The sequence below is a fragment of the Betaproteobacteria bacterium genome (genome assembly GCA_016194905.1).
Lineage (GTDB): Bacteria > Pseudomonadota > Gammaproteobacteria > Burkholderiales > JACQAP01 > JACQAP01.
Genome location: JACQAP010000014.1, coordinates 1 through 24593, shown reverse-complemented (window position 1 = coordinate 24593; position 24593 = coordinate 1). Strand labels below are relative to the sequence as shown.

Here is a 24593-nt window from a genome sequence, read left to right as displayed (position 1 = left end):
TTCAGGCGAGCGGCCGCCCGCCGTCGATGGCGATGATGCAGCCGGTGGAGTAATGGAGGTGGGCCACGACGGCCAGCGCGGCGGCGCCGATTTCGTCGGCGGTGGCCAGGCGCTTCAGCGGCGTGCGCGCGGCCTGCTCGTCGCGCCATTTCTTGTCCAGCCCCTTCACGAAATCGGTATCCACCAGACCCGGCGATACCGAGACTACACGAATTTCCGGCGCCAGCGCGCGGGCCAGCGACTTCGTCATCGAATCGAGCGCCGCCTTGGATGCGCAATAGGCCACGTTGCTGCCCATGGCGGTGACGCCGGCAATCGAGGAAATGTTGATGACCAGGCCGTCGCCGCCGGCGGCGAGCAATTTCCGGAATGCGCGCACCGCGGCGAACGGCCCGCGCCAGTTCACGCGAAAAATGTCGTCGATCAGCCGGTCGTCCAGCGCGTCGAGATCGTCATGAGGCACGTATCGGGTAATGCCAGCACAGTTCACCAGCACGTCGAGGCGGCCATGCTTCGCCCGCACGTCGTCCGCCAATGCGTCCAGCGCCGCGCTGTCGTCCACCGGTACGTGTGCAACGGAGTGCCCCTTGCCGGGCAGGTTCGCAGTGAGATCCTTCGCCGCCTGCTCGCCGTTGTTGTAAGTGACGATACAGGTCGCGCCCGCCTCCGCAAAATGCCGGCAGATCGCGGAGCCGATCGCGCCCGAGCCACCGATCACTACCGCTACTTGGCCATGCATGTTATCGACACCTAGAATCCTGAACCACGGATACCCTCGCAGAGCGTGGAGTACCCTTTTAGATCACGGAGGACACGGAGAAAACCCATCAAAGTGTAATTTGGCAGGAGAATATTTAATGGCGGCGCAAACGCATTCACAGAGCGCTCAATTTGCCTTCTATGTCGAATCCGGGATTCTCTCCGTGTTCTAAAAGGGTACTCCACGCTCTGCGAGGGTATCCGTGGTTCAAGAATTTGAATTAGGCAGCGCGAAGGCGACCGTAGCGCTTGACCCGCAGGTCCGCCTGCGCCTTGTGGCCCGCGAACCCTTCGACAGCGCACAGCCGCGAGCAGTATTCGCCGATCATCGCCGACGCTTCGGGCTTCACGCGCTGGTAGGTGCAGGTCTTGATGAACTTGCCGACCCACAAACCGCCGGTATAGCGCGCCGCCTTGCGCGTGGGCAGCGTGTGGTTGGTGCCGATTACCTTGTCGCCGTAAGACACGTTGGTCTCCGGGCCAAGGAACAAAGCGCCGTAGTTGGTCATGTTGCGCAGGAAGTAGTCCGGCTCCTTGGTCATCACCTGCACATGCTCGGAGGCGATGCGGTCGGCTTCCCTGACCATTTCCGCATAGTCCTTGCAGATAATCACCTGGCCATAGTCTTTCCAGGCTTGGCCCGCGATCGCGGCGGTCGACAAGGTCTGCAATTGCCGCTCGACTTCCCTGATGGTGTCCTCGGCGAGCTTGCGCGAATTCGTCAGCAGGATGGCCGGCGAGTTCGGTCCGTGTTCGGCCTGGCCGAGAAGATCGGTCGCGCACATCTCGGCATCGCAGGTATCGTCGGCGATGATCAGGGTTTCCGTCGGACCGGCGAACAAGTCGATGCCGACGCGTCCGGAGAGTTGGCGCTTGGCTTCCGCGACGAACGCGTTTCCCGGGCCGGCAATCATGTCGGTCGGCTTGATGGTCGCCGTCCCCAGCGCCATGGCGCCGATTGCCTGCACGCCGCCGATGGTGTAGATCTCGTCTGCGCCGCCAAGATGCATCGCCGCGACAATGGCCGGATGCGGCTCGCCCTGGTAGGGTGGCGCGCAGGCGATGATGCGCTTCACCCCGGCCACACGCGCCGTGACGACGCTCATGTGCGCCGAAGCGACCAGAGGATACTTGCCGCCGGGCACGTAGCAGCCGACGCTGTTGACCGGAATGTTCTTGTGCCCGAGCACCACGCCCGGCAGCGTTTCAACTTCGACGTCGCGCAATGCGTCGCGCTGGATCTGCGCGAAATTGCGGATTTGCTCCTGTGCGAACTTGATGTCATCGACGACTTGTTTGGGCAACTGGCGCACGCAGTCCTCGATCTCCCCCTTGCTCATGCGGAAATTCTCGGGCGACCAGTCGTCGAATTTCTTCGACAGCTCTCGCACCGCTGCGTCGCCGCGTTTCTCGATGCCGGCGAGGATGTCCTCGACGGTCTTGCGCACCTTGGCAATGTCCGCGGCGTCCTGCTCGGCGGAAATGCCGGTCTTCAGAAAAATGGCCATGATGTGTTTTTCCAGGGTTGAAACGATCAGGGACTAAAACAATCGCGGCTCCGCCCGTCAGACGGTCGGCCAGCATGAGAGAGCCGCTATTCTGCAAGCTGCGCGCGGTCAGCGTCAAACAGTGCCGCGGCGAAGACCCGTCAGCGAAAAGGAAACTCCACCTCCGGCCTGCGCCCGCCGATCAGATCTGCAGCCGCCCGGCCCGAACCGCAGGCGAGCGTCCAGCCCAGCGTACCGTGGCCGGTATTCAGGAACAGGTTGCGGTAGCGGGTGCGCCCGATGAGCGGCACATTGCTCGGTGTTGCGGGGCGTAGTCCGGCCCACCGCGATGCGCCCGCATAGTCCCCGGCCCCGGGGAATAGTTGCTCGATCCGGGACAGAATCGCCTTGCAACGCCCGTCGTTCAGCGAGGTATCGTAGCCGGTCAATTCCGCCGTTCCGGCTGCCCGCAGCCGGTTGCCCAGTCTCGATATCGCCACCTTGGCGTTTTCATCGCTCAGGCACAGGGTGGGCGCCGCCTCGGGGTGCGTCAGCGGCACCGTGACCGAATAGCCCTTGACCGGATAGACCGGAACACTGATTCCGGCCGGTGACAACAGGAACGGACTGTAGCTGCCCAACGCGACCAGGAATGCATCGGCCTTGACCAGTTCGCGCCTGCCCTCGGGGTCGCGAACGATTGCGCCGGTGACCGCATCGCCTTCGATGCTCAGCGATTCGATCGCGTGCTCGTAGCCGAATTGCACGCCCCGCTCCCGGCATAACTCGGCGAGATTGCCGGTGAACTGGTGCGCATCGCCCGATTCGTCGTCGGGCGCATAGGTTCCGCCGATGAGACATATCCTCGATCCGCGCAACGTCGGTTCGAGATCCTGGCATTCCTGCACGCTCTTGATGTGCAATTCGCAGCCGTGGCTGCGCAGCAGTTCGACTCGCGCGTGAGCCGCTTCGAATTCGCCCGCGTCGGTGTGGATCTGCAGGATGCCTTTCTCGAGATGGTCGTACAGCACACCGGTCTCGCGGCGCAGCGCCTTGAGCATGTCGCGGCTGTAGAGTCCGAGGCGCAAGATGGTCAGCGTATTGCGCCGGGTGCGCTCGGGCAGGCATTCGATCAGGAAGCGCAGGCCCCAGGACCACTGCCGGTAATCTGCGCGCAGACGAAACAGCAGCGGCGCATCCTCGCGACCCAGCCACTTGTAGATTTTCCCCGGCGCGTCCGGATTCGCCCACGGTTCGGCGTGGCTTACCGAAATCTGGCCGCCGTTGGCGAAACTGGTTTCCAGACCGGCCGTCGGCTGCCGGTCCAGCACGGTGACCTCATGCCCGTCCTTCGACAGATACCAGGCGCTGGTCACGCCGATCACGCCGGCACCCAGAACGACGACTTTCATACCCGCTTCGCCTTGCTCACCATTACCCCTTCACCGCAGAGGCGCAAAGGCGCGAAGGAAACGCAAAGGAAGCGTAACCACTCAACGTGCAATACCACCTGGTATGCCCGGGGAGAATTTCGCACCGACGCACCGTAGGATACTTCTGCCCCTTGCATTTCTCTGCGTTACCTTTGCGCCTTCGCGCCTTTGCGGTGAAGGGTGAAAGGATTCGGCCTTACTGCGCAACCCAGCCGCCATCCATCAGGATATCGGTGCCGGTCATGAACGATGTCGCTTCGGTGCAAATGTAACGCGCCAGCGAGCCGATTTCTTCCGGCTTTCCCCAGCGCGCCGCCGGCGTCGCAGCCATCAAAGCGGCGTTCTTCTGCGCATCGGCGCGCAGCGGCGCGGTCAGATCGGTTGCGTAAAACCCGGGACTGATCGCCACCACCGTGATGCCGTCGCCGACCAGTTCCAGCGCAAGACACTTGGTCAGCGCCAGCAGTCCGGCCTTGGATGAACAATAGGCGCCGCGGCCGGTGCTGCCGATATGCGCCATGATCGAGGTCATGTTGATGATGCGGCCCCATTTCGCCGTTTTCATGTGCGGGATGAACGCGCGCGACACCAGGAAAGCGCCGGTCAGGTTGGTATCCACGACCAGCTTCCATTCGTCGAGGGAAAAATCGGCGACATTCTTGCGCACTGCCGTGCCGGCATTGTTGATGAGGATGTGTGCCCCGCCGAAGCGCGCGATGACATCCTTGTCGAGTTTGCCGACCTGGGCCTCGTCGCGCACGTCGGTCACGAAGATTTCGCTTTCCGCACCGATGTCCGCGGCGAATTTCCGCGTTTCCGCAAGTTTGTCGCGATTGCGGCCAACCAGAGCCAGCCTCGCCCCCGACTCGCCAAGCGCCAACGCCATTGCCCTGCCCAGTCCCCGGCTCGCGCCGGTGATGACTGCGACCTTTCCCTGCAAGAATTTTCCTTCCATGATCTCCTCCAGATCTTGTTTTCGTGCGCGGTGCGAGTATAACCCGCACCCGGCGGTGCACTTCCCTGCCTCTGCGCGGCGCGGACTCCACGCCGCTGCCCGGTCAGGGTTACAATTTTTGCTGACGTGATAACGGGGGAGACCATGGAATCGGTTCTGTTGCGCGGTGGCAAGGTCTGGGACGGGAACGGCAAACCGGCGTTTCCCGCCGATATCCTGGTCGCCGGAAACCGCATCGCCGAAGTCCGGCCGCAGGGCCCGCGCAACCCGGATGGGACAACGCATATCGATATCCCCGGACACACCGTCATACCCGGTCTGGTCGACGGCCACGCCCATCTGCCCTTTCTGCACAAGGCGGACATTGCCGACACCGGCGACGTCCCTCCGGAAGAGCACACGCTGCGGACCACGCAGCATGCCCGGGTCGTGCTCGAGGCAGGCTTTACGTCCTGCGTCAGCGGCGGTTCCGCAAAACCACGCATCGACGTGGTCATCCGCAACGAGATTGACGCCGGGCACATCCCGGGACCGCGGATGCTGGCAGCCGGTCCGGAGCTGACCAACACCGGCAATCTGGGCGACGAACGCCGCATGCACATCCACCGGGAATCGATCGCCATGATCGTCGACGGCACCGACGAGATGCTGCGGACCTGCAGGCTTCTGTTGCGGGAGGGCGTCGACACGATCAAGCTGAACATCTCCGGGAACCAGACCACGCCGAATTCCGCCTCGCACCGGAACATCATGAATGAGGACGAGATCCGGACGGCTGCACAGACGGCGCACGCGCACGGCAAACGAATCGCAGCTCACGTGCGTGCGGCTGCGTCGATCAAGCTGGCGCTCAAGCATGAAGTCGACATCCTGTATCACTGCGAATATGCCGACGAGGAATGTCTCGACCTTCTGGAAGCGGCCCGCGACAGGGTGTTCGTCGCCCCGGCGATCGGCCTCCTGCACAACCTCCTGTACGAGGCCGAGCCCTGGGGCATCACCTATCAAAAAGCGGAGGCGGCCGGCGTGGTTCACCAGTTCGAATGCGCGCAACGGGTTTTTGCCGAACTGCGCAAGCGCGGCGTTCGCGTCCTCGTGGGTGGGGACTACGGATTTCCCTGGACACCGCACGGAACCAACGCCCGCGATCTCGAGCATTTCGTCCGCTTCTTCGGCTATTCCGATGCCGAAGCCCTCGTTGCCGCGACGAAAGTCGGCGCCGCCGCGATGATGCTGGAAGGCAGGACCGGCGAGGTCGCGAAAGGTTTCCTGGCCGATCTGGTGGTGGTGGCCGGCGAGCCGCAGAACGACGTGCGACTGCTTCAGTCACCCGGCAACATCAGGCTTGTGATGAAAGACGGTCGCATCCACAAGAATCTTTTCAACGCCACGCATTGACGGGAGATGTTGCCATGCTTCAGACCACAACCCTCGCCTTGGAAGACGCCAAGCGCGTCGCCGCGGCCGCCCGAGCCGAAGCCGAAAAGAACGGTTGGGCGGTGGTCATCGCCGTCCTGGATGACGGCGGCCACTTGATGTATCTCGAGCGCATGGACGGGACACAGAAGGCCTCCAGCAGGATCGCCGAGGAGAAGGGACGTACCGCGATTCTGTTCAAGCGGCCGACCAAAGCCCTCGAAGACAACGTTCTCGAAGGGCGCACCGCAATGTTGGGACTCCCCGGCGCGGTACCGCTGGAAGGTGGCGTTCCGCTGCTCAAGGACGGCCGGTTCGTGGGCGGGATCGGCGTGTCCGGTGTGCAGTCGTTCCAGGACGGCATCGTTGCGCGAGCGGGCGCCGCCGTCCTTTGAGTTCGGTCAGGGGGTCACTTCGCCGAATCGCACCCACTCCTTGCCATCGAAGCGCATGAGCTGCAACTGCTTGATCGGGTCGTAGTCGGTTGCACTGGTGTTGATCCGCACGCCGGGCAGCAGCATGGGCAGTTCGAAGTTCTTCAGGTTCGCCGCCTGCCTCATCACATTCTCGCGCGTAAGCTCGTCACCGCACTGCTTCAGCACCTGGATCAGCAATTGTGCGTTGGTATAGGCATATACGTTGTAGATCTCGGCCACGTCGCCGTCCGGATAATAGCTCTTGATCCATGCCAGCCACTCCTTCGTCGCGGCATCTGTTTTCCATTGCGGGTCGGTGGGATCCTTGACATAGGCCGATGAGATCACGCCCACCGATTTCTGCAGACCGGCGGGCTGCAGCACCGCGGTCACCGAGGTCGCGCTGTAAGGAATAAAGAGAAGGGGCTTCCAGTCGATATCGTAGGCTTTGCGTATCGCCTGGGCCGCGAACTTCGGCGATGCGAAGCTGAAGAATGTGTCGGCACCGGCGCCTTTCAGGGTGGCGATCTGCGAATCCACCGAAGGATCGGTGGATTCGTACGACGCTTCCGCGACGATCATGCGCTCCGCTTTGTCCCCGAGATGATCCTTCAGGGCTTTGACGTAGTCCTTGCCGAAGTCATCGTTCTGGTAAAGCACGCCGATTTTTGCCTCGGGCCGATTCTTCAGCAGATAGCGAACGTAGCCTGTCGTGCCGGTCTTCTGGCTGGGCAGAAACGCCATCGTCCATGGGAAGTTACGCGGATCGCCCCACTTCATTCCGGTCGCGGCGATGAACAACTGCGGCACTTTTTTGGCATTCAGATACTTCATTGCGGCCGTGTTCGTCGGCGTTCCGAAGGAACTGAACAGCAGCAGGACTTCGTCGGACTCCACCAGCTTTCGTGTCTGCTCGATGGTCTTCGGCGGGCTATATCCGTCGTCGAGCGAAATGAGCTTGATCCTGCGGCCGTTGACGCCGCCTTGCGCGTTGACCATGTCGAAATAGGCTGCCTCCGCCCTGCCGATGGTGCCGAACGCGGACAAGGGGCCGCTATAAGGCATGCTCTGTCCGACCTTGATCTCGCTGTCGGTCACACCCGGTCCGTACTTCTTCTCCGCCTGAGCGCTCAGCGGTGCTGCAGCCAACGCGGTCAACACCACAAACGCCCGGAAACAACGTGACATGACCCTCTCCCTTCGATGATCCGGCACCGGCGGCGGCAAGGCCCCCGATGTCCGGATCGCTCCGCAGCGGTGCTAGCGCCCGATGATCTTGCCGAACGTCACCCATGCCCTGCCGTCGAAGCGGGCAAGCTGGGCCGACTCGATCAGGAAGTAATCGTCCGGAGAAGTATTCCACTTGATCCCGGGCAGTATCATCGGCATCTGCAAGTCCTTGATGCCGGTCATCTGCTTCATCACGTTCTCGCGACTCAGATCGTCCCCGCAGGCCTTGAGCACGTGCACCACGCCCTGGGCGATCAGGTAACCGGACACATTGAAGACGTCGTTGATATCGCCTTCCGGATAATACTTCTTGAACCAGGCGGCATACTCCTTGAATCCGGGATCGTTTTTCCACTGTGGATCCACCGGGTCCTTGATGTATACGGCGCTGATCAACCCCACCGATTTGTCCAAACCCGCAGGTGTCAGTACGGCGCCCACCGACGTCGACACGTTGTTGAGAATGTGCAGCGGCTTCCAGCCCATGTCGTAAACCTTGCGGATCGCCTGGGCGGCGAACTTGGGCGTGGTGACGTTGTAGAAAGTATCCGCACCCGAGGCTTTGAGGGTGACGATCTGCGAGTCGATCGTCGGATCGGTTACCTCGTAGCTGGCCTCGGCCACGACCATCTGTGCGGCCTTGTCGCCAAGTCCGTCCTTCAAGCCCTTGACGTAGTCTTTGCCGTAGTCATCGTTCTGGTAAAGGATGGCGATTTTGGCGTCGGGCTTGGTGTCGAGGATGTACTGCGCGTAAATGTGACCCTCGGCCTGGTAGTTGATGTTGAAACCCATGGTCCAGGGGAAATTCTTCGGATCTCCCCATTTCGTCGCGCCGGTATTCACGAAGATGTGCGGCACACCCTTGGCGTTGACGTACTTGTGAATTGCCGAATTCGGCGGCGTGCCCAGCGTGCCGGCCAGAAACAGCACCTGTTCCTGCTCGACCAGCTTGCGCACCTGCTCGACCGTGCGCGGTGGGCTGTAGCCGTCGTCCAGGCTGATGAAGTTGATCTTACGGCCGTTCACCCCGCCCTGGTCGTTGATCATCTTGAAGTACGCGGACTCCGACCGGCCGATGGTGCCGTAGGCCGAGGCCGGCCCACTGTACGGGTTGGTGCTGCCGATCTTGATCTCGGTGTCGGTGACTCCCGGACCGTACTTCTTCTCCGCATAGCTAGCTTGCGAAACAGCAGTAGCTAAGGCTAGCGCAAAGAGTGCTCGAAAGATGCGCGCCATACTTTTCTCCTCTCAGCGGTTTGATTTCAGTAATAGCCAACTTGCGCCGCTTGCGCAGCCGCCGCCGGCTCAATTCTGCGCTTTGGGCGACATCATGCTACTTGCCCAGCACCTCTCCGAACAGCACCCAGCGCTTGCCGTCGAATCGCGCAAGCTGGACTTGCTCGATTGGGTAAAAGTCGGCCGGGCTCGTGTTGATCCTGATTCCGGGCAGCAGCACTGAAACCTCGAAATTCTTCAAGTTTGCCGCCTGCCGCATGACGTTCTCCCGGGTCAGATCATCCCCGCACTGTTTGAAAACCTGGACCAGGGTCTGCGCCGCCGCGTAGCCGTACACGTTGAAGATGTCCTTGACGTCGCCGTCCGGGAAATACTTCTTCATCCAGGCGAGCCAATTTTTCATCGGCTGATCGTTTTCCCATTGGGGATCGGTGGGATCTTTGAGGTAAAGCGCCGTGATCAGCCCGACGGATTTTTCCAGTCCGGCAGGCAGCAGGACAGTAGCCACCGAACTCGAGACATTGTTCACGAAGGTCAACGGTTTCCAGCCCACATCATAAGTCTTGCGGATCGCCTGGGCCGCGAACTTCGGTGTCGCGATGATGAAGAGGGTATTCGCGCCTGACGCTTGAAGGGTGACGATCTGCGAGTCCACCGTCGGATCGGTGACCTCGTAGCTAACCTCCTTGGCGATCGATCTGTCGGCCTGGCTGCCCAGGCCATCGTGCAATCCCTTCACGTAGTCCTTGCCGTAGTCGTCATTCTGGTACAGCACTGCAATCCTGGCATCGGGCCTGTTCTGCAGCAGATACTTGGCATACAGGTGCGCCTCGGTCTGATAGTTAGGCTGCCACCCCATAGTCCACGGAAAGTTCTGCGGATCTGCCCACTTGGTTGCCCCGGTCGCCACAAACAACTGCGGCACTTTCTTCGCGTTCATGTATTTCTGGATGGCAGTGTTGTGGGCTGTGCCCAGGTTCTGGAAGGTGAGCAGCACTTCGTTCTCTTCCACCAGCTTGCGGATCTGTTCGACCGTGCGAGGCGGGCTGTAGCCATCGTCGAGCGAAATCAGGTTGATTTTGCGGCCGCTTATGCCGCCCTGGTCGTTGATCATCTTGAAATAGGCCAGCTCGGCCTTGCCGATGGTCCCATACGCTGAACCCGGACCGCTGTAGGGCATGGTCTGGCCGATCTTGATCTCGGTGTCGGTCGCTCCCGGGTCGTACTTTTTTTCCGCCAGCGCGGTCGAGGCCGCAACCCAGGCAACCAATCCCAGTAACAACAGCAATCGACTCTTCATGTTTTCCTCCCCCGTTCAGGCATTTCATTCGATGCGGGTCAGGTATCCCGTCGTTGACGCGCGCCCCGCATCCGCATCCATGCGAGCCGCACAAATCCCGCCACCCCGGTCGGCATCAGATAGACAAACGCCAGCAGAAACACGCCGTAGATCGCCCAGGGCGCGGCCTTGGAGATCTGGTCGGCAAAGTTGGGCACGAACTGGATGAACAATGCCCCATAGAATGCGCCTGAGATCGAGGCGACGCCACCGATGACGATGCCGACCAGGAAGTTGATCGATAAACCGGGTGTGAAGCTGTCCGGCGCGACAAACTGCACTACGACGGCGCCGAGCGCGCCCGCCACGCCGGTAAACAATGCGCTGACGCCGAACGCGAGAGTCTTGTACAGCGCGCTGTGGACCCCCATCGCCTCCGCCGCGACGGGATGATCGCGGATCGCCACCAGCGCTCGACCGACGCGGCCGCGCAGCAGGTTCCAGCCGATCGCGAACATCAGCACCAGGATCGCGAGCGTGAACAGATACAACCACTGATCGGGTGTGATCTTAAGCCCGAAGGGCGCATCGGGCTTGATGATCACGATGCCCTGCACCCCGCCTGTCCACTGCTCGATGTGCTTGTATTTGAGCATCTGCGGCATCGCCACCGCCAGCGCAAAGGTTGCCAGCGCCAGGTAATGACCACGCAAGCGCAGCGCGGGCAATCCAAACAGGAAGCCGAAGACAAAGCACGCCAGCCCGGCCACCGGCAAGGTCGCCCAGTAAGGCCAGCCAAAATGGTCCATCAGGATCGCCGCAACATAAGCGCCGATGGCGTAGAAGGCGCCGTGCCCGAGGGAAATCTGGCCGTTGTAGCCGGTCAGAATGTTCAATCCCAGCAGCACGATCGCGTAGATCAGCACCAGGTTGAACTGGAAGACGCGGTAGTTGCTGACCAGAAACGGCAGTGCCACCGCGCCCGCGAGCAACACCGCCAGGCCGATCCTCTTCCAGGCGCGCAGCGACACGCCCGCGTAGCGAGGGGTCAGCACATCGGCAATGGTAACAACATCGCTCATAAGGTCCGTGAATGTCGTAGTTGCGCAGCAACCGCTCTATCGTCCCTCGTACCTCGGCGCTTTTTCATCTCATACCCTGGAAACGAAAACTTTGCCGAACATGCCGGTCGGTTTGAACAGCAGCACGCCGATGATCAGCACCAGTGCCACCGTGAGCTTCAACTCGGTGCCGATCACATAGGCGCCGATCAGGTTTTCCAAAACCCCAACCATGAAGCCACCGAGCACTGCGCCGAACGGGTTGTCGATGCCGCCCACCAGCGCTGCAGCGAATGCGTACAACAAGACGCCCGCCATCATGTTGGGTTCCAGGTAGACGACGGGCGCGACCAGCATGCCGGCCACGGCACCCACCGCCGCCGCCAGGCCCCAGCCCAGCGCCAGCATCCATCCCACGCGAATGCCCACGAGCCGGCTGGATAGCGGATTCTGCGCCGCCGCCCGCATTGCGAGGCCCAGCGGCGTGAAGCGGAAAAACAGGTACAGCGTCACCAGGACCATCAGCGTAATGCCGGTCGAACCCAGTTCGTGCGAAGAAATGTAGCGATTGCCGAACAGCGGTTGATCCGGAAACGGGCTGGGAAAGGTCTTGATGGTGTAGGTGAAAATCCATCCGGCCACGCTGTTGAAAATGACCAGCAGCGCAATGAAAACCGTTACCACGGAGAGCACCGGCGAGTTCTCCACCGGCCGGATGATGATCCGTTCGATTACCACCCCGGCGACGAAAGAGATCAGCACCGTGAGCACGAACGCCCACCAATAAGGCATGCCGGCGTTGATCATGCTCCACGCCAGATAAGTCGAGAACATCGCCATTTCGCCCTGCGCGAAATTGATGTGATTGGTGGACTGGTAAATCATCACCAGCGCCAGCGCCAGGCTGGCGTAGATGCCGCCGGTAGCCAGTCCCGAGAAAACCTGATGCAGAAATGCTTCCATGGCGACCGGGATCAGGAACCGGGACCCAGCGGGGGGCGGCGATGGAACCAAGGCCGGGCCTGCTCCAGCTGCGCAGCGAGGCGGAACAGTACCGCCTCCTCGCCGTAGCGCGCGGCGAACTGTACGCCGATAGGCAAACCTTGAGCAGTCCAGTGCAGCGGTACCGACATGGCCGGGTTGCCGCTGGCGTTGAACGGTGCGGTAAACGCCGTAAACAGCGCGATGGCGCGGCGGTAGGACTCGGGATCGTCGGTGTTCATGTCAAACACGCCGAGCTTCTCGGGCGGCTGGGGCAGTGTCGGCGTGAGCAGCAGGTCATGGCCCTCGAAAAAGTGTCCGACCATCCGGCCGGTGCGATGAACCGCCAGCACGGCGTTGGCATACTCCGCCGCGCTCGCCTTCGCGCCCGCTTCGAAGAGTGACCACGTCACCTTCTCGAATTCTCCGGGCCCGGGCGGAGTGCCGGTCTTTGCCGCGTAGAGATCGATGGCAACCCGCGTATTCCCGGCGATCACCATGCGGAAACCCGGACCCAGTTCTTCCGGTACGAAATCGAGATTTGCCTGCTCAATGCGGTGTCCCATTTCCTCCAGCAGGTGCGCCGTCTGCATCACCGCCTGCTCGCATTCGGGCGCAATCTTTTCGCCGGCGGGCGTGCGCGTAGCGAGCGCGATGCGCAGGGGCTGCAGCTTTGCGCCCACCTCGCTCGAGTACGGACGCAGCGGAGGTGCGGCGAAATAGGGCGCGCCGACATCGGGCCCGCAGGACGAATCCAGCAGCACCGCACTGTCGCGCACGCTGCGCGTGATGGTGTGTTCGGTGCTCATGCCGGCCCAGCCCTCGCCGCGGTCGGGGCCGTGCGGATTACGCCCGCGCGTAGGCTTGACTCCGAACACGCCGCAGCAGGAAGCGGGAATGCGGATCGAACCACCGCCGTCGGACGCATGAGCAGCCGGGACAAGGCCGGCCGCGACGGCCGCGGCCGAGCCGCCGCTGGAACCGCCGGCGGTATGCTGCGCATTCCACGGGTTGCAGGTCGGGCCGAACAGTGCCGGCTCGGTGGTGATGTTCAGGCCGAACTCCGGCGTGTTGGTCTTGCCGAAGATCACCAATCCTGCCTTCTTATAGCGCGCCACCAGCTCGGTGTCGTGATCGGCCATGTTGCCCCGAAAGAAGCGGCTGCCGTGGGTCGTTACGGCGCCGGCACACAGCGCATGCAGATCCTTCAGCAGGAACGGCACACCGCGCAACGGTCCGTCCGGCAAGCCCGCGCGGATGGCGGCGCGGGCGTGGTCGTAGAGCTTGTTGACCACCGAATTCAGCGTCGGGTCGCGCTGCTCGACGCGCGCGATCGCCTCCTCCAGCAACTGTTCCGGCGAAACCTGCTTGCTTCTCACCAGTTGCGCAAGCCCCACGGCATCGAAGTTGTCGTACTCTTTAAACATTGCGCATTCGCTCAGTAGCCCAGGTACGCACGCCGCACTGTCTCGTTGGAACGAACCGCCTCGGCGGTGCCGGACATGACAACCTGTCCGGTCTCTAGCACGTAGGCGTTGTCGGCGAGGTCCAGGGCCAGCCCCGCGTTCTGCTCGACCAGCAAAACGCTGACACCTTCTTCGGCATTGATGGCACGCATGATGCCGAATATGTCCTGCACCACCAGCGGCGCCAGACCGAACGACGGCTCATCCAGCAACAGCAGCCGCGGGCGCAGCATCAAGGCGCGGGACACGGCGAGCATCTGCTGCTCGCCCCCGGAAAGCGTGCCGGCTTGCTGGTGCCGTCGCTCCTTCAACCTCGGGAAATAAGTGAAAACCCGCTCCAGATCCCGCGCTATCGCGCCCCGATCCTGGCGCGTGTACGCGCCGATACGCAGATTCTCTTCGGCGGTAAGGTCGAGAAAGGTACCGCGGCCGTCGGGCACGTGGGCAACGCCGAGCCGGGCGATGTCTTCGGTGGCAATCCTTTCGATCGATCGACCGTCGAAGCGGATCGAACCGCGCCGCCTCAACATGCCGCTGACTGCGCGCAGCAGCGTGGTCTTGCCGGCACCGTTGGCGCCGAGAACGGCCGTGATGCCTCCCTGTTCCACCGCGAAGGTCACGCCGCGCAGGACGTCCGCCGCGTTGTAGCCGGCACACAAATCGGTGACTTCCAGCAGTGCCATCAACTGCCCTTCCCAAGGTAGGCGCGGATCACATCCGGGTTGCGCTGGACGTCCGCGGGCATCCCCTCGGCAATCTTTTTTCCGAAGTTGAGCGCCACAACCTTGTCGGAAAGCTGCATCACCAGACCCATGTGATGCTCCACCAATAGCACCGTGGCGCCGAGCTGATCGCGGATACGCCGGATGAGCGCGGCAAGCGACTCGACTTCCTCATGATTCAGGCCGCCGGCCGGTTCGTCGAGCAGAAGCAGCTTCGGCCGGCTTGCCAGTGCGCGCCCGAGTTCCACGCGCTTCTGCGTGCCAAACGGCAAGTCCGCAACCCGGCTGGTCGCGACCGCCTCCAGATCCAGCAGCTCAAGAAGGTCGCGGGCCTGACTGGACACGCGCGCCTCTTCATGTGCCGCGATCGGTAAACGCAACGCGTTGGCAAGGAAACCGCCGCGAGTCCAGCTATGGGCGCCGACCATGATGTTTTGAATAACGCTCATGGTGCGAAACAATGCGAGATTCTGGAAGGTGCGGCCGATGCCCAGTTCGGCAATCCGGTGACGTGGCACCTCGAGCAGCGAACGCCCCTGGCAGAAAATGCGGCCGCTTTGGAATGGATAAAGGCGCGACAGGCAGTTGAACAGCGTGGTCTTGCCGGCTCCATTCGGGCCGATCACGCCGGCGATCTGGCCCGCCATGACGTCGAAGGACACAGCCTCCAATGCGACGATGCCCCCGAAACGGACCGTCAGGTCGGAAATGCGCAACAACGGTTCTTCGCGAGCACCGATTCCCGGCGTCGCGTTGTCCGATTTTTCTGGTTCGCCCACGGTGCTTGCCAACATCCCTCCCCCGTTGTGGGACGCGCCGGACCAAAACTCGCAGGCGATACTGGCACAAGGTATGCGGTAAAGCTACGGCCTTCTGGATTATCCGACGCTGCAGCGCAGCGACAACAGGTCCCCGTCGAAAATCTCCGCCGACAACGGTTCCCGGCGATCGCGCTTTCGCACACGCCACGCGAGCGAACATTGACCTGAACTGAAGAGGTCGCCAACATGCACTTTCGTCGGGCGGTTGTTCAGCGCTTCGACGTTCATCGGCCACCGACTGGTATACGGGTGGCCTCATAATAAAATAAGAATCGTGAAAAACGGCCGCGCACCGACGACGGCCTGAGGAGAAAGATGGAACCCGATCACTTTCGATTCTGGCCGGCGAACCTGCCCAGGGAAATGCCGCTGCCGGACACGAGCCTCTACCGCAATCTCGAAGCCACCGCCGCGCGTTTTCCGGACAAAACCGCGGTGTTCTACTACGGGACGTCTCTCACCTACCGACAGTTCAAGCGCGACGTCGATGCGCTGGCCGGTTTCCTGCAGCGGCGCGCCGGCGTCAAGCGCGGCGACCGCGTGTTGCTGTTCATGCAGAACAGCCCGCAGTTCATGATCGCGTTCTACGCCATCCTGCGTGCCGACGCGATGGTCGTGCCGGTCAACCCCATGAACCTGACCGAAGAACTGCGGCACTATGTGGCCGACAGCGATGCCGTGGTCGCGATCACCGGCCAGGAGTTGCTCACTCAGGTTCGCCCGCTGCTTGAAGAAGGTTTGCGGCTCGGCGACGGCCTGCGACAGGTTGTCGCCGCCGCCTACTCCGATTACCGGACTGAGCCGACCGATCTCAAAATCCCCGAGGTGGTGGCCGCCGCGCGCCAGTCGTTGCGCGAACCAGGCGTGACTGGTTGGCGAGACGCGCTCGCCGAAAAGCTGGAGCCCGCCGTGCATCAGGTGGGGCCGGACGATCTGTGCGTGATGCCCTACACCTCGGGCACGACCGGCAATCCGAAGGGCTGCATCCACACGCATCGCACGGTGATGAGCACGACGGTCGCGGGGGGCGCGTGGGTGGACATGCAGCCTGAAGCCGTCATTCTCTGTTCCATGCCGCTGTTCCACGTCACCGGCATGCAATGCAGCATGAACCAGCCGATCTACTTCGGCGCCACCATCGTGCTGATGACGCGCTGGGATCGCGACACGGCGGGCGAACTGATCCAGCGCCACAAGATCGAGGGCTGGACCAACATCGCGACCATGGCGATCGACTTCCTGTCGAACCCGAATCTCGGCCGCTACGACATTTCCAGCATGAAGCATATCGGCGGCGGCGGCGCGGCGATGCCGGAAGCCGTCGCGCAGCGGCTGCACGATCTGACAGGGCTGACTTACATCGAAGGTTACGGGCTGTCGGAAACCATCGCGCCAACGCACATCAATCCGCCGCAGCGCGCGAAGAAGCAATGCCTGGGCATCCCGATCTGCGCGACCTCTTCCCTGGTCGTCAATCCCGATACCCTCGCGGTACTCGGCCCGCGCGAGACCGGCGAAATCGTTTCGCGCGGGCCCCAGATCTTTCTCGGTTACTGGAAGAAACCCGAAGCCACCGCCGCGTCGTTCGTCGAGATCGGCGGCAAATCCTACTTCCGCACCGGCGACCTCGGCTATCGCGACGAGGACGGTTACTTTTTCATCGTCGACCGCCTGAAACGCATGATCAATGCCTCCGGCTACAAAGTCTGGCCGGCCGAAGTCGAGGCCATGCTCTATCATCACGCCGACGTACGCGAAGCCTGCGTGATCGGAACCCAGGACCCGCGGCGCGGCGAGACCGTGAAGGCGGTCGTCGTGCTCAAGGAAACGAGCCGCGGCAAGATTGCACCCGAAGACATCATCGCCTGGTCGCGCGAAAAAATGGCCGCCTACAAGGTGCCGCGCGTGATCGAGTTCGTGGAAACCCTGCCGAAGTCCGCCACCGGCAAGGTGCAATGGCGATTGCTGCAGGAAGCCGAAAACAAGAAAAATTCGAACTGAACGCATCGATGGAACCGAAGCATTTCGAACACTGGCCCAAACATCTGCCACGACACCTCACGGTGCCGGCGACGTCGCTGCACTTCAATCTCGAAGTCTCCAGCCAGCGCTATCCCGACAAGGCGGCGGTGATTTTTTACGACAGCAAACTGTCGTATCGCGAACTGCACCGCCAGGTCGACCTCATGGCCGGCTTCCTGCAGAACCGCTGTGGCGTGCGCAAGGGCGACCGCGTGATCCTGCAGATGCAGAATTCGCCGCAATTCATCATAGCCTACTACGCGATCCTGCGCGCCGACGCCGCCATACTGCCGGTCAGCCCGATGCATGTGACCGGCGAGCTGGTGCACTATTTCGAAGATGCCGGCGCTTCCACGGCCCTGGTCGCGCAGGATCTGTATCCGCAGATCAAGCCGCTGCTGGGCAAGCAGGCGAAGCACGCCATCGTCGCGACCTATTCCGACTATCTGACCGAGCAAACGACGCTCGACGTTCCCGAATTCGTGCGCGCACCGCGCAAGGCAGTGAGCGATCCTGGAGCGGTATCGTGGTCGGATGCCCTGGCGGCGGACTACAAGCCCCTGCCCGCCGCGGCGCACGCCGACGATCTCGCCGCGATCCTCTACACGTCCGGCACCACCGGCGCTTCCAAAGGTTGCATGCACACCCACCGCACGATCATGCACACGCTCGTCGGTGCGGCGGTGTGGGAAGGCTTCAACGCGGATTCCGTCGCGCTGGCGACGGCGCCGCTGTTTCACGTGACCGGCATGCAGCACAGCATGAACGCGCCGCTCTACGCCAGCGCCACCATCGCGGTCCTGCCGCGCTGGAATGCGGACGCGGCCGGCTACATGATCGAGCGCTACGGCTGCACGCACTGGGCAAACGTTCCCACGATGGTGGTGGACCTGCTGGCGCATCCGGCTACCGCTGGCCGCGACCTGTCATCGCTGACCAATATTTTCGGCGGCGGCACGTCCATGCCGGAAGCAGTGGCGCAAAAGCTCTTCGAATTGTGCGGCATCGACTACATGGAAGCCTACGGAATGACGGAGACCATATCGCAGACGCACATGAACCCTTCGCACAAGGCGCGCAAGCAGTGTCTGGGTTTTCCCACCTTCGATACCGAATCGCTGGTGATCAATCCGGAAACCCTGGCCGTGCTCGGACCGAACGAACAGGGTGAAATCGTTGTGCATGGCCCGCAGGTCATGCTCGGTTACTGGCAGCATCCGGATGCCAACGAAACGGTGTTCATCGAAATCGAAGGCAGGAAATTCCTGCGCACCGGCGACCTCGGCCGTTACGACGAAGACGGCTACTACTACATCGCCGATCGCCTGAAGCGCATGATCAACGCCTCCGGTTTCAAGGTCTGGCCGGCTGAAGTCGAGGCCACGCTCTACAAGCACCCCGACATCAGGGAAGTCGCGGTGATCTCATCCCCCGACCCCCGACGCGGCGAAACCGTCAAAGCGGTGGTGGTGTTGAAGGACGAACGCAAAGGCCAGGTCAGCGCCGACGACATCATGGAATGGTCGCGCCTCCACATGGCCGCCTACAAGGTTCCGCGCCTGGTGGATTTTACCGACGCCCTCCCCCGCTCCGGCACCGGCAAGATCCAGTGGCGGGCTTTACAGGAAAAGGAATGGGAAGGCGTGTCTAAACCTTGAACCACGGAGAGCACGGAGAAGAGCGAGAACTAGCATTGTGTTTTCCTAAGCCTCCGCGTTACGTAAGCGGGGGTCCGTAACTTTTTAGGAGTTTTCGATGCCCGATGTGCCGTTCTATCAAGATTGGACGTTTTGGCAATGGGTTGTATCTCTCACGGCATTGGTCGCGGCGCTCATACCGCCTCTTATTCGTCTGTGGAAAGGGCCGAAGCTTGACCTGGAGACACACGACCGAATTCAGGTCACTCATACTGCCGGCAATCCGAACATATCCCTGTTTGTGATCCTACGAAATGTTGGTGGACGACCGCTTAGAGTCCGGTCAATAGATTTGGAGATAAGACCGAGTGGCAGCGAAACTTTTCTCATCCCTGGGAAAAGCTACTTTCCATTACCAGCTGAAAACACGCAGGCAATTCTTGCGCCTTTCAAGCTCGCTCCAGATGAGGATTGGTCGCATGTAATCCTCTTCTTCAATCCGTTTTCAAGAAAAGATGAAACTACATTTCGGCACCTTGTGAGCAATTTGAGATCCGACCTCGTTGCTAAGAAGGCATTGCCAGGTAACGCGGAAGTCGTGGTAGAAGCGGAACCAGCAGTCGTCCAACCAGTGATAGAGTTCTTTAATAGCAAGTTTAGGTGGCACTCGGGCGAGTATGAAGTGAACGTCACGGTCCATACCGACCCCGATAGGGCAACTGTAAGTAAGAGGCTTCGTATGACCCTATTCGAATCGGACTCAAACGAACTTCGCGCCTACACCGATGCGTATAGATACGGCATGGGAGTTGTATTTTTCGATCACGACAAGCAGCCAGGTGTAGGGATCCCGCTCTTGAATGCCTAACCAGCGACGGCACGGCAGGGTGAAGTCTTGCCTTTCCCCCCTGCGCCCGAGAGCCGGACTGGCACAGGGGTCGGAATGTTTCAGCGGCTGATAATCCGTCACGGCAAAAGTTGGCGACACAGATCTGCGAATAGTCACCGTGCTCCAGGCCGGTTCTTGTCAATCACCCTGCAGGCCAGCGTGATCGAAGTTTTTACGGGGCCGGGGTTGCCGATGTAATGCTTCAGTGCCTCCCCGGCGCGCTTTTTCAGATCTTTCGAGTTCAACAGTCCTTTCTCGGCAAGCGCCTGGATGTCCTCCCGGTCATGCTCCGCGAACCTGGCAAGTTTCGAAACGGCGAGATCGACCGGCGACAACAGCCTGACTTCGACGACTTTGGGATCGATGCCGCCGAGTTTCAACGGCGTCGAGTCCTTGTATGCATTCTCATGCAGAAGCCCGAAGGTATCGTTGTACTGGCGATCAAAGTAAAGCAGGCGGGCCTTGCCGTCGGTGTCGCGGTAGGAGACCTCAAGATCTTCGGGCAACAGCATCCGGTGGGAAAACGTGGCATCGACATCGTCGGTCATTCGCCGTGCCGTGTAGAAATGCGAAGCAACGCCGCCGGCAACAAACATCCGCACCGGCAGCACCAGCTTCTTGTTTCCCGATGCCTTGATGGACGCCTCGATGCGGCCCACCATCGTCTTGAATGCGTCGAGGAAGTTCGTTCCGACCGCGGGATTAGGCAGCTTTGGCACGCCATTTCTCCAGCATCGGCAGGAAACGCGACGGACGCACGGGCGACTGCGCAAGCCACGCGGAGAACACCTCCGGCGCTGTTATTCCTGGATGAAGCGATTCGGCGAGCCCGAGATAGCGGGACCGGTCATATCCCCGTGCGCTTGCCAGCATAACCGCAAGCCCGCCCATGAAAAAGGACGGACCGGCGGATCGCCATCGACCGGGATCCGCTTCAAGCTCCGAACACAAGTCGAGAAGTTTCTGTTCGTCCTCCCGTCCATACCTCGCAGGCATGTGCCGAAGTTCTGCCGCACCGGACTTTGAGGCGGACGCCTGCGCGCCAGGATTCGGACCGACGAACAACCGCAACCCCACCGCATGCGCGAGCGCTTCCAGCGTCGACAGGACGCAGTCGCCGCGATTGCGCAGCCTGCTGACGGTTTCCGGACGCACGCCCGCCTTGGCTGCCCACTTGCGATCCGACCAGTTTCGGGCGGCCGCCGCGGCTTCCATCGACTTCAGCAAAAGAGGCAGACCGGTCTTCATATTGACCTATAAGTCAACAACACTATCGACTGTTGACTTTAAAGTCAAACTCCGGAATTCTCCGTAACTGATCATGTTTACTTGCGCAGCACCAGCCCGAACACCTGGTCTCCCCTCACTACCGACAGCACCACCCTTTCCGTTACCTTGAGCGCTGCGATGAGTTCCGCCGACGTGTGCACCTTCTTTCGATTCACGGCGACGATGACGTCACCTTCGCGCAAGCCGTGCGCGTAAGCAGGACTGCCTTCCGCTACTTCCACCACTGCCACCGCTTCGGCCTTGCCGCCGCTTTCGAGGGTGCCTACGCTGGCCCCCATCAGTTCGGGAACGGGCTCGAAGTCGCGCGCCTTTGCGGTTTTCGGATTCTCGACTTTGATCCTGAGCACCAGTTCCTTGCCATTGCGCAGGACCTTGAATTCTTCGATGTCGCCGACCGCCGCGAGACCGATCTGATTGCGCAGATCGGAGGAGCTGCGCACGGTGCGTGCGTTCAGCGAAATCACCACGTCGCCGCGCTTGAGTCCCGCCTTGGCGGCCGGGGAGTCCGGCGCGATCTCGACGATTAGAGCCCCCTGGTTCGGTGTCAGCCCCAGCGCCTTGGCGATTTCCGGTGTCGGGTCCTGCGTCGTGAGCCCGATGCGCCCGCGCCGCACTTCGCCGTATTTGGCCAGATGCACGGTCACGGCGCGGGCCATGTTGCTGGGCACAGCGAAGCCGATGCCGACGTTGCCTCCCGAGGGCCCGATGATCGCAGTGTTGATCCCGACCAGTTCGCCCTTGAGATTCACCAGCGCGCCGCCCGAGTTGCCAGGATTGATTGAAGCATCGGTCTGGATGAAATCCTCGTAGCCCTCGATGTTGAGCCCGGTGCGCCCGAGTGCGCTGACGATGCCCGAGGTCACGGTCTGTCCGAGGCCGAACGGATTGCCGATCGCCAGCACGTAGTCGCCGACGCGCAATTGATCGGAATCGGCAAACCGGATGGCGCTCAGGTTGTCGGGCTCGACTTCCAGCAATGCGATGTCGGTGCCGGCATCCGATCCGAGGAGCTTGGCCTCCAATTGCCGCCCGTTCTTGAGCGTGACGACGATCTGCTGGGCGTCCTTGACGACGTGATGATTGGTCAGCACATGGCCAAGCCTGGCGTTCACGATCACCCCCGATCCCGCGGAGACCTGCGGTTGCGAACGATCCGGCACGCCGAAGAACCGCCTGAAGAACGGGTCCTGAAGCATCGGGTTGTCGTCTTCCGGCGAGCGCGACAGCACGGCAATGTTGACCACAGCGGGCGTAACCTGTTCCAGCAGCGGCGCCAGGGTCGGCACGCCGCCTTCCACCAGGGGCGGAATGCCCGCGCCAGCCTGCTCGAGGGCGGGCAACAGCAGCACGACAGTCAGCATAGATCGGAAAATCCCGGGAATCAGTCGTTTCATCGCTTGTCCTTCGTTTTTTCAAATGTCCTTGCTGCAATGGGGTCGCCCAACTGCAGGAATGCCAGAATAGCCGGGACCATGATGCACTGGGCAAAGTTTAGGGCGCACCTCGCGCGGCGCAACCGCGGGTGATCTGGAAAGGCGTTCTGCTATCCTTTCATATGGCTCCTTCATTCACCAAGCCAGCAACGTGAACGCCCCCGAAACCCGCGATCCCGCCCTCGAATCCGACATCCTCGCCGCGGTCGCGAACCTGCGACGCGATCTGGTCGACCTGGCGATGACGCTCGTGCGTTTTCCGTCGCTGAACGGCGAGGAAGCCGGAGCACAGGATTTCATGGAAGGGCTCTTCCGCGGCATGGGGCTAATGACCGAGCGCTTCGAAGTGCGCGACGCCGACCTGAAGAACCTGCCCGGCTATTCACCCTCGGTGGGACAGTGGGAACGGCACGACAACGTCGTCGGCATCCATCGGCCGCGTACCGCAATCGGGCGATCCCTGATCTTGAACGGGCACGTCGACGTCGTGCCGATCGGCGCGGAAGAGTTATGGTCGCGCCCGCCGTTCGATCCGGTCGTGCGCGACGGCCGGCTGTACGGCCGCGGCAGCGGCGACATGAAGGCCGGCATCGCCGCCTACGTAACCGCGTTCCGCGCATTGAAGTCGATTGGCTTGCAACCCGCTGCGCCGGTGTTCATGCAGTCAGTCGTCGAAGAAGAATGCACCGGCAACGGTGCGCTGGCCTGCCTGCATCGCGGCTACAAGGCGGACGCGGCGATCATTCCGGAACCGTTCGGACATAGCATCCTGAAGGCTCAGGTCGGCGTCATGTGGTTGTCCGTGGAAGTGTTCGGCAAGCCGGCCCACGTGCTCAACGCCGCGCAAGGTATCAACGCGATCGAGGCGGCGTTCGCGCTGTGGCGCGGCTTGCAATCGCTCGAAGCGGAATGGAACAAGACAGACAATCGACATCCCGCCTTCGCGCATCTCGAACATCCCCTCAGATTCAACCTTGGCAAGATCAACGGCGGCGAATGGGCTTCGTCGGTGCCTACGCGCTGCGTCATGGAGTTGCGCTGCGGCTTCTATCCCGGCGTTCCTGCCGCACAAGCCCGCGCCGCGATCGAGGCGCGCCTTGCCGAAACAATGAAGCGAGATCCCGCCCTCGCCGGCATCACGCATCGGGTGCGCTATGCAGGGTTCCAGGCCGAAGGCTTCGTGCTTGACGGCGCGGCCCCGCTGCTGACCGCGCTCGCCGCGGCGCATGCGCAGGTGATGAACAAGGATGCGGAATGGTTCGCCAGCTCCGCGACGACCGATGCCCGTGCCTTCAATCTATATGGCAATATTCCCGCAACCTGCTATGGCCCCGAGGCACAGAACATCCACGGCATCGACGAGTCGGTGTCGATCGAGAGCGCGTTGCGCGTTGCCCAGGTGCTGGCACTGTTCTTGGCGCGTTGGTGCGGCGTGGAGAAAACGCGATGACGCGCCTGTGGTTGGCGAATTGGCTAACCGTGTTGGCGTTGCTCGCCGGTTGCTCCAGTTCGCCGGAAATCCCCGAGCCGACAACGGTACGCGCCAGCAATGAGGTCGCGTCCAAGGCAATTGTCTATGCAAAGGAGATGCTCGGCAGACCGTACAAGTACGCCGGCGATACGCCGGCCGGTTTCGATTGCAGCGGACTGGTGAAGTACAGCTACGGCCGTGCCGGCATTTCCATGCCGCGCGACACGCAGGCGCAACACCGCATGTCAGTGCTGGTGTCGATGCGCAGCCTGCGCGAGGGCGACCTGTTGTTTTTCGACCAGGAAGGCAAGAAAACTTCGCACGTCGGCCTGTATCTCGGCAACGGGCGCTTCATTCATGCGCCCTCGAGCGGCGGCAAGGTGCGCACCGACAGCCTGAATGCGGAATTCTGGAAGAAACATTTCGTCGAAGCCAGAAGAGTTTAATTACCACGAAGCAACTGCGTTCAAAGTCAAACTTCTTGTGGGTTTTTCCACGGTTGATTGGACTTGAGCATGGCATTAAGGATGATCAGCATTTTGCGCATGCAAGCGGTAATCGCCACGTAATGATGTTTGCCCGCGTCGAT

At 61.6% G+C, this 24593-nt stretch carries 22 protein-coding genes; 7 read left to right on the top strand and 15 right to left on the bottom strand.

Going from position 1 to position 24593, the window contains the following annotated elements; translation table 11 throughout:
* Position 1 precedes the first annotated feature (1 nt).
* From HY067_08365 to HY067_08350, 4 genes are all read right to left on the bottom strand, one after another.
* Positions 2–739, bottom strand: coding sequence for an SDR family oxidoreductase (locus HY067_08365; GenBank protein ID MBI3527970.1), 738 nt, complete (start codon positions 737–739; stop codon positions 2–4).
* A gap of 241 nt (positions 740–980) precedes the next feature.
* Complete coding sequence (gene hisD, locus HY067_08360; protein MBI3527969.1) at positions 981–2267, bottom strand: histidinol dehydrogenase; 1287 nt, start codon at positions 2265–2267, stop codon at positions 981–983.
* A gap of 140 nt (positions 2268–2407) precedes the next feature.
* Positions 2408–3658, bottom strand: coding sequence for a D-amino acid dehydrogenase (locus HY067_08355; protein MBI3527968.1), 1251 nt, complete (start codon positions 3656–3658; stop codon positions 2408–2410).
* Between the two features lie 217 nt (positions 3659–3875).
* Positions 3876–4634 carry an SDR family oxidoreductase gene (locus HY067_08350; protein MBI3527967.1) on the bottom strand — a complete coding sequence of 253 codons (759 nt, stop codon included), beginning with the start codon at positions 4632–4634 and terminating at the stop codon, positions 3876–3878.
* A gap of 144 nt (positions 4635–4778) precedes the next feature.
* Here HY067_08350 and HY067_08345 point away from each other — a divergent pair, with 144 nt between their 5' ends.
* Complete coding sequence (locus HY067_08345) at positions 4779–6032, top strand: amidohydrolase family protein (GenBank protein MBI3527966.1); 1254 nt, start codon at positions 4779–4781, stop codon at positions 6030–6032.
* Positions 6033–6046: 14 nt separating this feature from the next.
* Complete coding sequence (locus HY067_08340; protein MBI3527965.1) at positions 6047–6445, top strand: heme-binding protein; 399 nt, start codon at positions 6047–6049, stop codon at positions 6443–6445.
* Positions 6446–6451: 6 nt separating this feature from the next.
* Here the strand turns inward: HY067_08340 and HY067_08335 are convergent, their stop codons facing one another.
* The 8 genes from HY067_08335 to HY067_08300 all read right to left on the bottom strand — a co-directional run bounded on the left by HY067_08335 (position 6452) and on the right by HY067_08300 (position 15235).
* Positions 6452–7654, bottom strand: coding sequence for an ABC transporter substrate-binding protein (locus HY067_08335; protein ID MBI3527964.1), 1203 nt, complete (start codon positions 7652–7654; stop codon positions 6452–6454).
* Positions 7655–7726: 72 nt separating this feature from the next.
* Positions 7727–8932, bottom strand: a complete 1206-nt coding sequence (locus HY067_08330) for an ABC transporter substrate-binding protein (GenBank protein ID MBI3527963.1) — start codon at positions 8930–8932, stop codon at positions 7727–7729.
* Between the two features lie 97 nt (positions 8933–9029).
* Positions 9030–10232 (bottom strand): ABC transporter substrate-binding protein, encoded by a 1203-nt coding sequence (locus tag HY067_08325; protein MBI3527962.1) that lies wholly within the window; start codon positions 10230–10232, stop codon positions 9030–9032.
* Between the two features lie 38 nt (positions 10233–10270).
* On the bottom strand, positions 10271–11293 hold the full coding sequence (locus tag HY067_08320; protein MBI3527961.1) for a branched-chain amino acid ABC transporter permease: 1023 nt from the start codon (positions 11291–11293) through the stop codon (positions 10271–10273).
* 69 nt (positions 11294–11362) lie between these two features.
* On the bottom strand, positions 11363–12235 hold the full coding sequence (locus tag HY067_08315) for a branched-chain amino acid ABC transporter permease (GenBank protein MBI3527960.1): 873 nt from the start codon (positions 12233–12235) through the stop codon (positions 11363–11365).
* A gap of 11 nt (positions 12236–12246) precedes the next feature.
* Complete coding sequence (locus HY067_08310; protein ID MBI3527959.1) at positions 12247–13680, bottom strand: amidase; 1434 nt, start codon at positions 13678–13680, stop codon at positions 12247–12249.
* 11 nt (positions 13681–13691) lie between these two features.
* Positions 13692–14402 (bottom strand): ABC transporter ATP-binding protein, encoded by a 711-nt coding sequence (locus HY067_08305; GenBank protein MBI3527958.1) that lies wholly within the window; start codon positions 14400–14402, stop codon positions 13692–13694.
* Positions 14402–15235: an ABC transporter ATP-binding protein gene (locus HY067_08300; GenBank protein MBI3527957.1), complete on the bottom strand. Its 834-nt coding sequence runs from the start codon at positions 15233–15235 to the stop codon at positions 14402–14404. The genes HY067_08305 and HY067_08300 overlap by 1 nt, the downstream gene beginning before the upstream one ends.
* Positions 15236–15577: 342 nt before the next feature.
* On the opposite strand from HY067_08300, the gene HY067_08295 reads away from it, so the two are divergent.
* The 3 genes from HY067_08295 (at position 15578) to HY067_08285 (ending at position 19789) form a co-directional block, all read left to right on the top strand.
* Entirely contained in the window at positions 15578–17263 is a 1686-nt protein-coding gene (locus HY067_08295; GenBank protein ID MBI3527956.1) for a long-chain fatty acid--CoA ligase, read from the top strand.
* Positions 17264–17271: 8 nt separating this feature from the next.
* A complete protein-coding gene (locus HY067_08290; GenBank protein ID MBI3527955.1) occupies positions 17272–18942 on the top strand; it encodes a long-chain fatty acid--CoA ligase in 1671 nt (556 codons plus the stop codon).
* A gap of 97 nt (positions 18943–19039) precedes the next feature.
* On the top strand, positions 19040–19789 hold the full coding sequence (locus HY067_08285; protein MBI3527954.1) for a hypothetical protein: 750 nt from the start codon (positions 19040–19042) through the stop codon (positions 19787–19789).
* 134 nt (positions 19790–19923) lie between these two features.
* Here HY067_08285 and HY067_08280 read toward each other — a convergent pair whose 3' ends face one another.
* From HY067_08280 to HY067_08270, 3 genes are all read right to left on the bottom strand, one after another.
* Positions 19924–20529, bottom strand: a complete 606-nt coding sequence (locus HY067_08280; GenBank protein ID MBI3527953.1) for a hypothetical protein — start codon at positions 20527–20529, stop codon at positions 19924–19926.
* Positions 20513–21058 (bottom strand): hypothetical protein, encoded by a 546-nt coding sequence (locus HY067_08275; GenBank protein ID MBI3527952.1) that lies wholly within the window; start codon positions 21056–21058, stop codon positions 20513–20515. The genes HY067_08280 and HY067_08275 overlap by 17 nt, the downstream gene beginning before the upstream one ends.
* A gap of 77 nt (positions 21059–21135) precedes the next feature.
* Positions 21136–22494 carry a Do family serine endopeptidase gene (locus HY067_08270; protein MBI3527951.1) on the bottom strand — a complete coding sequence of 453 codons (1359 nt, stop codon included), beginning with the start codon at positions 22492–22494 and terminating at the stop codon, positions 21136–21138.
* A 190-nt stretch (positions 22495–22684) separates the two neighbouring features.
* On the opposite strand from HY067_08270, the gene HY067_08265 reads away from it, so the two are divergent.
* Together HY067_08265 and HY067_08260 are read left to right on the top strand one after the other, a co-directional pair.
* On the top strand, positions 22685–23983 hold the full coding sequence (locus HY067_08265; GenBank protein MBI3527950.1) for an ArgE/DapE family deacylase: 1299 nt from the start codon (positions 22685–22687) through the stop codon (positions 23981–23983).
* Positions 23980–24450, top strand: coding sequence for a C40 family peptidase (locus HY067_08260; protein ID MBI3527949.1), 471 nt, complete (start codon positions 23980–23982; stop codon positions 24448–24450). The genes HY067_08265 and HY067_08260 overlap by 4 nt, the downstream gene beginning before the upstream one ends.
* The last annotated feature ends 143 nt before the right edge of the window (positions 24451–24593 follow it).

What these genes read in the sequence shown, in the direction of transcription:
- HY067_08365 (MBI3527970.1), bottom strand. Translation starts at nt 739, where the DNA reads ATGCATGGCCAAGTAGCGGTAGTGATCGGTGGCTCGGGCGCGATCGGC.
- hisD (MBI3527969.1), bottom strand. Translation starts at nt 2,267, where the DNA reads ATGGCCATTTTTCTGAAGACCGGCATTTCCGCCGAGCAGGACGCCGCG.
- HY067_08355 (MBI3527968.1), bottom strand. Translation starts at nt 3,658, where the DNA reads ATGAAAGTCGTCGTTCTGGGTGCCGGCGTGATCGGCGTGACCAGCGCC.
- HY067_08350 (MBI3527967.1), bottom strand. Translation starts at nt 4,634, where the DNA reads ATGGAAGGAAAATTCTTGCAGGGAAAGGTCGCAGTCATCACCGGCGCG.
- HY067_08345 (MBI3527966.1), top strand. Translation starts at nt 4,779, where the DNA reads ATGGAATCGGTTCTGTTGCGCGGTGGCAAGGTCTGGGACGGGAACGGC.
- HY067_08340 (MBI3527965.1), top strand. Translation starts at nt 6,047, where the DNA reads ATGCTTCAGACCACAACCCTCGCCTTGGAAGACGCCAAGCGCGTCGCC.
- HY067_08335 (MBI3527964.1), bottom strand. Translation starts at nt 7,654, where the DNA reads ATGTCACGTTGTTTCCGGGCGTTTGTGGTGTTGACCGCGTTGGCTGCA.
- HY067_08330 (MBI3527963.1), bottom strand. Translation starts at nt 8,932, where the DNA reads ATGGCGCGCATCTTTCGAGCACTCTTTGCGCTAGCCTTAGCTACTGCT.
- HY067_08325 (MBI3527962.1), bottom strand. Translation starts at nt 10,232, where the DNA reads ATGAAGAGTCGATTGCTGTTGTTACTGGGATTGGTTGCCTGGGTTGCG.
- HY067_08320 (MBI3527961.1), bottom strand. Translation starts at nt 11,293, where the DNA reads ATGAGCGATGTTGTTACCATTGCCGATGTGCTGACCCCTCGCTACGCG.
- HY067_08315 (MBI3527960.1), bottom strand. Translation starts at nt 12,235, where the DNA reads ATGGAAGCATTTCTGCATCAGGTTTTCTCGGGACTGGCTACCGGCGGC.
- HY067_08310 (MBI3527959.1), bottom strand. Translation starts at nt 13,680, where the DNA reads ATGTTTAAAGAGTACGACAACTTCGATGCCGTGGGGCTTGCGCAACTG.
- HY067_08305 (MBI3527958.1), bottom strand. Translation starts at nt 14,402, where the DNA reads ATGGCACTGCTGGAAGTCACCGATTTGTGTGCCGGCTACAACGCGGCG.
- HY067_08300 (MBI3527957.1), bottom strand. Translation starts at nt 15,235, where the DNA reads ATGTTGGCAAGCACCGTGGGCGAACCAGAAAAATCGGACAACGCGACG.
- HY067_08295 (MBI3527956.1), top strand. Translation starts at nt 15,578, where the DNA reads ATGGAACCCGATCACTTTCGATTCTGGCCGGCGAACCTGCCCAGGGAA.
- HY067_08290 (MBI3527955.1), top strand. Translation starts at nt 17,272, where the DNA reads ATGGAACCGAAGCATTTCGAACACTGGCCCAAACATCTGCCACGACAC.
- HY067_08285 (MBI3527954.1), top strand. Translation starts at nt 19,040, where the DNA reads ATGCCCGATGTGCCGTTCTATCAAGATTGGACGTTTTGGCAATGGGTT.
- HY067_08275 (MBI3527952.1), bottom strand. Translation starts at nt 21,058, where the DNA reads ATGAAGACCGGTCTGCCTCTTTTGCTGAAGTCGATGGAAGCCGCGGCG.
- HY067_08270 (MBI3527951.1), bottom strand. Translation starts at nt 22,494, where the DNA reads ATGAAACGACTGATTCCCGGGATTTTCCGATCTATGCTGACTGTCGTG.
- HY067_08260 (MBI3527949.1), top strand. Translation starts at nt 23,980, where the DNA reads ATGACGCGCCTGTGGTTGGCGAATTGGCTAACCGTGTTGGCGTTGCTC.